The 5,741-nt window shown below is 40.2% G+C and carries 5 protein-coding genes; all 5 read left to right on the plus strand.

Annotation, left to right across the window (positions count from 1 at the left end):
• Positions 1-593: 593 nt before the first annotated feature.
• A complete protein-coding gene (locus ATG66_RS00005) occupies positions 594-1,349 on the plus strand; it encodes a replication initiation protein (protein WP_098413411.1) in 756 nt (251 codons plus the stop codon).
• A 571-nt stretch (positions 1,350-1,920) separates the two neighbouring features.
• A complete protein-coding gene (locus ATG66_RS00010; protein WP_098413412.1) occupies positions 1,921-2,877 on the plus strand; it encodes an integrase domain-containing protein in 957 nt (318 codons plus the stop codon).
• 38 nt (positions 2,878-2,915) lie between these two features.
• On the plus strand, positions 2,916-3,227 hold the full coding sequence (locus ATG66_RS20775; protein ID WP_218925163.1) for a hypothetical protein: 312 nt from the start codon (positions 2,916-2,918) through the stop codon (positions 3,225-3,227).
• 423 nt (positions 3,228-3,650) lie between these two features.
• Positions 3,651-4,406, plus strand: coding sequence for a replication initiation protein (locus tag ATG66_RS00020; RefSeq protein ID WP_098413411.1), 756 nt, complete (start codon positions 3,651-3,653; stop codon positions 4,404-4,406).
• Positions 4,407-5,162: 756 nt separating this feature from the next.
• A partial coding sequence (locus ATG66_RS00025) for an integrase domain-containing protein (protein WP_179885549.1) occupies positions 5,163-5,741 on the plus strand: 579 nt, incomplete at its 3' end.

The following is a 5,741-nucleotide window of genomic DNA, read 5'->3' on the forward strand; positions in this document are numbered from 1 at the left end:
ACTGGAAAAGTATTGAACATGAGACGAATAAAACGCGCAGAGAGAAATATTCGATTCTCTGTAAATTCTTCACTGTGTTTAATCCCAAAGTTACTGTCCCAGAACCTTTCGTAGATTGCGCTCATTATGGACAATTTATGGATAGTAAAAACACACTACCTACGAGTTGAATTTTGTACTCCGTACTCAATGATTTTTTGTTTTTGAAAACTGAAAAAAACAAAAAAATCCCTTATTTTTATTTCTTGTTTTTAATACTTGTTTTTAAGGAAAAAATGCGATCGCTCTCAGCCCTTGTGGCATAAGGGCTGAGAGCGATTTTGGAAATTTTAAAACGGACAAATTTATGGTTTAAACGGACAAATTTATGGTTTAAACGGACAAATTTATGGTCTCGCCCACAGTTAAAGGGACATTTTTTTTTATGTCCGTTTTTTAAAGGGACATTTTTTTTTATGTCCGTTTTTGTAGTAAGTGGGGGGATCCTTAATTTTATAATTGCTATTTCATGACAAAGTGTGATTATGTCGGTTTTCTTTGTTCGGACATGGTGGCATTGTGTCATTTATTTTTAAAACGGACAGGTTGATGGTATGTTTTTAGAAGAATTAAAAAATGATGATTACGGTAATTTTAACGTGAGTATGAGTAATACATTAACGAGGTCTGCACACGGTCTAACGTTGGTAGAAAAGCGTGCAATAATGATGGCGGTTGCAATAGTTGACTCCCGAAAAGGATCAAGAGCGCATGCGCATTTGGCTGAGTTTCAAAAGGTAAAAATTACCGCACTGGATTATGCAGAAACATATGAGATAGATCCTAGGAACGCTTACCTATACCTTAAAAAAGCTGCAGATAACATTTTTGAGCGACAGTTTTCTGTTAAAGAAAAAGTAGGTAATTCTGAGCGCATTACTCGTTTTCGCTGGGTTTCTAGCGCAACTTACGCGAAAGATGAGGGGTTTATTGAGTTAAGTTTCACTCCTGAAGTGTACCCTCATTTACATACATTAAAAAATCAATATACAACGTACAAACTCAAAAATGCAGCCTCTCTAAAATCCGTATATTCATGGCGCTTGTATGAATATGCCAAAAGTTGGACCACTTACTGTCAGGAAGGTAAGTCAGTCCATGTGACTCTAGAGAACTTAAAACATATTCTAGAGTGGCCAGATACTTACGATTGGAGTGATGCAAAAAAAAGAGCATTAGTTCCTGCGATAAAAGAAATTGGCACTTTGAGTAACTTAGACATTACATACAAGATCGTAAAAAAAGGGCGCTCTGTGCATGCGTTAGAGTTTAAGTTCGTTGAACGTGACCAGTTAGAGCTGGACGTGTGATCAAAACTATTCTTTTTTAAAAATCAAAGTGCTACATTGTATTAATTCATCGCTGATGATGAAATCGTCACTGCCGCTCAGGTGACTCCGATATTGTTCGGTCGCGGCACACTACTCAAAAAATGCTCGAAAGGGCCCTTCAGGAAAAATACTCCATCAAACGCTAAAAGCGTTTAGCAATGCTCGAAAGGGCGGCATTAGGAGCTACTCAGTCCCTCCAGGGACAAATTAAAAAATAGAGCGAAGTGCCAGTCGTCTAATTTGCGTTAGAAAATTAGACGACGATAGTTACGTTTTAAATACCTAGTGATAATTGCATTAAAACAATGATTTATCGTTGTCTCTCCCTAATTGCACTCGGAAGTTTTTAGACGTTTCTACATTTCTCGCTATTCCATAAAGCATCGAGGACACCGCCCCATACTGATTTGAAGTGTGGTTACTGCCACCGGTCGAGATGCAAAGACTCGAACCCACTGGGATGCAATAGGCCCGTTAAAGTGGAATTGGAAGTGCAACCATAAATGCACGTTACCTCTTACCAGAACGCATTAAGCGAGCATGTCGAGTAATGAATAGAAATATGAATGCCCGTAATTTCGGGTTGAGATCAAGCAATATGGGGCGGGCGTTAATCACTGCTTACCAAATGAAAGGCAATGGTGATAACACCAAAAATATTTGTAAGAGTGCCTTGTATGATTTTGCTAAACATTTAAAGGAAAATGGTGTTAACGACCTGCGAAAAGTCGAGAAAATGCACGTTCTAAAATACGCCCACTACCTAAATGAACGCTTTGAAAATGGCGTTATTTCCGCGTCTACCGCTCAGAATTACCTGAGTAAAGTGAATGTGGCGATGGAGTATGCTCGATTAGATCGATCGTGCCGGGTTGATGGTGTAAATGACGCCGGATTGCCCTCTAGAACGGGCGTGGCGGTCTTTTACAAGGGTGTGGGTGTAGAACAGCACCAAAATGCCTTAAAAACGCTTACAGGGCGTTTGGGGGCACAATTGGCGTTACAGCGTGAGATAGGACTTCGATTTAAAGAGTCTTGTTTGATTAATGCAAAGAGAGTATTAGGCCATGCATTGCGTACGGGAGTTATTCGTATTGAAGGTGGCACTAAAGGAGGCCGGCTTCGAGAATTTCCAGTTTCTTCTCCTGCACAAATTCGCGCTCTCAAGATCGCCGCTGAGATTCAGAAAGACCATACCAGTATGGTTCCACAAAATATGTCCTGGGCGCAGTACCAGAGTCAGTGCTACCGAGAAATTAGTGGTTCGGGTGTCAATTTTCACGGAGAACGTCACCATTACGCCAACGCTCGTTATGAGACTCTTACCGGTGTTGAAAGTCCCGTCAATTCAGGTTTTTCACATGGATTAGAACACCTCAAATACATGTCTACAACGCTCGATATTTCTTTAGAACATGCTAGGCAATTGGATCATGATGCGCGCCTTCAAGTTGCTCAGGAGTTAGGTCATGGTCGAGTGAACATTACAAATAATTACTTAGGGTAGATATGCACCACAAAAAACACTTTTTAATTCGGCAGGTTATGAGTGAATACGTCACCAAAGGTAAGAAGTCTGCCTACAAGAAAAAACAGATGCTCAGACTTATTGCCATTTTGGAAGACATTATGGCCAGAGAAGGTGATCCTCGTTTGGAGGCTATTGGGAAGCGTCAGATTATTCGCTACTGGAAAAGTATTGAACATGAGACGAATAAAACGCGCAGAGAGAAATATTCGATTCTCTGTAAATTCTTCACTGTGTTTAATCCCAAAGTTACTGTCCCAGAACCTTTCGTAGATTGCGCTCATTATGGACAATTTATGGATAGTAAAAACACACTACCTACGAGTTGAATTTTGTACTCCGTACTCAATGATTTTTTGTTTTTGAAAACTGAAAAAAACAAAAAAATCCCTTATTTTTATTTCTTGTTTTTAATACTTGTTTTTAAGGAAAAAATGCGATCGCTCTCAGCCCTTGTGGCATAAGGGCTGAGAGCGATTTTGGAAATTTTAAAACGGACAAATTTATGGTTTAAACGGACAAATTTATGGTTTAAACGGACAAATTTATGGTCTCGCCCACAGTTAAAGGGACATTTTTTTTTATGTCCGTTTTTTAAAGGGACATTTTTTTTTATGTCCGTTTTTGTAGTAAGTGGGGGGATCCTTAATTTTATAATTGCTATTTCATGACAAAGTGTGATTATGTCGGTTTTCTTTGTTCGGACATGGTGGCATTGTGTCATTTATTTTTAAAACGGACAGGTTGATGGTATGTTTTTAGAAGAATTAAAAAATGATGATTACGGTAATTTTAACGTGAGTATGAGTAATACATTAACGAGGTCTGCACACGGTCTAACGTTGGTAGAAAAGCGTGCAATAATGATGGCGGTTGCAATAGTTGACTCCCGAAAAGGATCAAGAGCGCATGCGCATTTGGCTGAGTTTCAAAAGGTAAAAATTACCGCACTGGATTATGCAGAAACATATGAGATAGATCCTAGGAACGCTTACCTATACCTTAAAAAAGCTGCAGATAACATTTTTGAGCGACAGTTTTCTGTTAAAGAAAAAGTAGGTAATTCTGAGCGCATTACTCGTTTTCGCTGGGTTTCTAGCGCAACTTACGCGAAAGATGAGGGGTTTATTGAGTTAAGTTTCACTCCTGAAGTGTACCCTCATTTACATACATTAAAAAATCAATATACAACGTACAAACTCAAAAATGCAGCCTCTCTAAAATCCGTATATTCATGGCGCTTGTATGAATATGCCAAAAGTTGGACCACTTACTGTCAGGAAGGTAAGTCAGTCCATGTGACTCTAGAGAACTTAAAACATATTCTAGAGTGGCCAGATACTTACGATTGGAGTGATGCAAAAAAAAGAGCATTAGTTCCTGCGATAAAAGAAATTGGCACTTTGAGTAACTTAGACATTACATACAAGATCGTAAAAAAAGGGCGCTCTGTGCATGCGTTAGAGTTTAAGTTCGTTGAACGTGACCAGTTAGAGCTGGACGTGTGATCAAAACTATTCTTTTTTAAAAATCAAAGTGCTACATTGTATTAATTCATCGCTGATGATGAAATCGTCACTGCCGCTCAGGTGACTCCGATATTGTTCGGTCGCGGCACACTACTCAAAAAATGCTCGAAAGGGCCCTTCAGGAAAAATACTCCATCAAACGCTAAAAGCGTTTAGCAATGCTCGAAAGGGCGGCATTAGGAGCTACTCAGTCCCTCCAGGGACAAATTAAAAAATAGAGCGAAGTGCCAGTCGTCTAATTTGCGTTAGAAAATTAGACGACGATAGTTACGTTTTAAATACCTAGTGATAATTGCATTAAAACAATGATTTATCGTTGTCTCTCCCTAATTGCACTCGGAAGTTTTTAGACGTTTCTACATTTCTCGCTATTCCATAAAGCATCGAGGACACCGCCCCATACTGATTTGAAGTGTGGTTACTGCCACCGGTCGAGATGCAAAGACTCGAACCCACTGGGATGCAATAGGCCCGTTAAAGTGGAATTGGAAGTGCAACCATAAATGCACGTTACCTCTTACCAGAACGCATTAAGCGAGCATGTCGAGTAATGAATAGAAATATGAATGCCCGTAATTTCGGGTTGAGATCAAGCAATATGGGGCGGCGTTAATCACTGCTTACCAAATGAAAGGCAATGGTGATAACACCAAAAATATTTGTAAGAGTGCCTTGTATGATTTTGCTAAACATTTAAAGGAAAATGGTGTTAACGACCTGCGAAAAGTCGAGAAAATGCACGTTCTAAAATACGCCCACTACCTAAATGAACGCTTTGAAAATGGCGTTATTTCCGCGTCTACCGCTCAGAATTACCTGAGTAAAGTGAATGTGGCGATGGAGTATGCTCGATTAGATCGATCGTGCCGGGTTGATGGTGTAAATGACGCCGGATTGCCCTCTAGAACGGGCGTGGCGGTCTTTTACAAGGGTGTGGGTGTAGAACAGCACCAAAATGCCTTAAAAACGCTTACAGGGCGTTTGGGGGCACAATTGGCGTTACAGCGTGAGATAGGACTTCGATTTAAAGAGTCTTGTTTGATTAATGCAAAGAGAGTATTAGGCCATGCATTGCGTACGGGAGTTATTCGTATTGAAGGTGGCACTAAAGGAGGCCGGCTTCGAGAATTTCCAGTTTCTTCTCCTGCACAAATTCGCGCTCTCAAGATCGCCGCTGAGATTCAGAAAGACCATACCAGTATGGTTCCACAAAATATGTCCTGGGCGCAGTACCAGAGTCAGTGCTACCGAGAAATTAGTGGTTCGGGTGTCAATTTTCACGGAGAACGTCACCATTACGCCAACGCTCGTTAT

Origin of the sequence: Vibrio sp. ES.051 (assembly GCF_002563795.1) — a bacterium.
Classification (GTDB): Bacteria; Pseudomonadota; Gammaproteobacteria; order Enterobacterales; family Vibrionaceae; genus Vibrio.

What these genes read in the sequence shown, in the direction of transcription:
- ATG66_RS00005 (WP_098413411.1), top strand. Translation starts at nt 594, where the DNA reads ATGTTTTTAGAAGAATTAAAAAATGATGATTACGGTAATTTTAACGTG.
- ATG66_RS00010 (WP_098413412.1), top strand. Translation starts at nt 1,921, where the DNA reads ATGAATAGAAATATGAATGCCCGTAATTTCGGGTTGAGATCAAGCAAT.
- ATG66_RS20775 (WP_218925163.1), top strand. Translation starts at nt 2,916, where the DNA reads ATGAGTGAATACGTCACCAAAGGTAAGAAGTCTGCCTACAAGAAAAAA.
- ATG66_RS00020 (WP_098413411.1), top strand. Translation starts at nt 3,651, where the DNA reads ATGTTTTTAGAAGAATTAAAAAATGATGATTACGGTAATTTTAACGTG.